Source organism: Bradyrhizobium sp. sGM-13 (assembly GCF_018398875.1).
In the GTDB taxonomy this organism is placed as follows: Bacteria; Pseudomonadota; Alphaproteobacteria; order Rhizobiales; family Xanthobacteraceae; genus Bradyrhizobium.
In genome coordinates this window covers 1-332 of record NZ_JAGWDK010000246.1, presented here as the reverse complement: position 1 = coordinate 332, position 332 = coordinate 1, and the positions used below count along the sequence as shown (strand labels likewise).

Sequence of the window (332 nt, the reverse complement as noted above, 5' to 3'; positions counted from 1 at the left end):
GAGGTGTAGATCACATAGGCGAGATGGCGTGAGGTCAGGCCCAGCGCGCGCGGGTCCGGATCCGAGGCCGGCAGCTCGGCCCAGGCTGGCGTGGCCGTCTCAAGGTCAACCACCGTCACGTCCACCAGGGCATCGGCGCCCAGCGCGGTACGGCCCGCCGCATCGGCAAGCACCAGACCCGGTGCCGCATCCTCGAGAACCTGCCGCAGCCGCGCGGACGGATAGGCCGGGTCCAGCGGCAGATACGCGCCACCCGCCTTGAGGATCGCCAAAACCCCCACCACCATCGCCAGACTGCGCTCAAGACAGATCGCAACCGGCTGATCCGGCCT

At 69.6% G+C, this 332-nt stretch carries 1 protein-coding gene; it reads right to left on the bottom strand.

Going from position 1 to position 332, the window contains the following annotated elements; genetic code table 11:
* On the bottom strand, positions 1 to 332 hold a 332-nt coding region (locus KJQ96_RS38945), incomplete at both ends, for an AMP-binding protein (RefSeq protein WP_213291215.1).